Source organism: Acidiplasma aeolicum, assembly GCF_001402945.1.
Taxonomy (GTDB): Archaea; Thermoplasmatota; Thermoplasmata; order Thermoplasmatales; family Thermoplasmataceae; genus Acidiplasma; species Acidiplasma aeolicum.
This window is the reverse complement of the sequence record NZ_LKBG01000207.1, coordinates 1-585: the sequence shown is the minus strand read 5'-3', so window position 1 is coordinate 585 and position 585 is coordinate 1. Positions and strand designations below refer to the sequence as shown.

The window sequence follows — 585 nt, the reverse complement described above, 5'->3', positions numbered from 1 at the left end:
TTGAAACTCCTAAAAGTATAGATATTAAGAAAGTATTTGCAGGCATTCCTATTGTAAGATCTCAGCTGGAAAATTCAAATTTTATATTCACAACGTCTGAATTAGAACTTGGAATTGACCTGCCTAATATTAATTATTTATTGCAATATGGTACACCCTATACCATATTTGACTACCTTCAAAGAAAAGGGAGAGCTGGTAGGGAACCTGGTTTAATGCCGGTATTTCTATTTATTCTAGGTGAAAAATCAAATGATTATGTTTATTTTTCACGTGGCTCATCAATTTTAGAAAAACGCTATATACTGCCATTGGAGGAGAAAAATGTTGTACTGCAAAGGTTGTATAAAAAACTGTTTGACTATTATAATGGCTTAAATCGGGTATATAAAGAAATAATATCTGATGGTAAAATTAAAGATTACGTAGCCAAATTTATTGCATCATGGATTTCCGTAATAGGGGATAATGGAATAGACTCTGCCTTTAGTGAATTTCTTAAAAAAAATTTCAGCATAACAGAATCTAAATTGAGGTGCATAAATACATACGACGATATGAAGGATTTCAAGAAAATGGGTTTAG

1 protein-coding gene is annotated in these 585 nt (G+C 31.3%); it reads left to right on the top strand.

What is annotated here, in order from left to right:
• Positions 1-585: helicase C-terminal domain-containing protein (locus AOG54_RS04560; RefSeq protein ID WP_156324210.1), on the top strand; the 585-nt coding region annotated here is incomplete at both ends.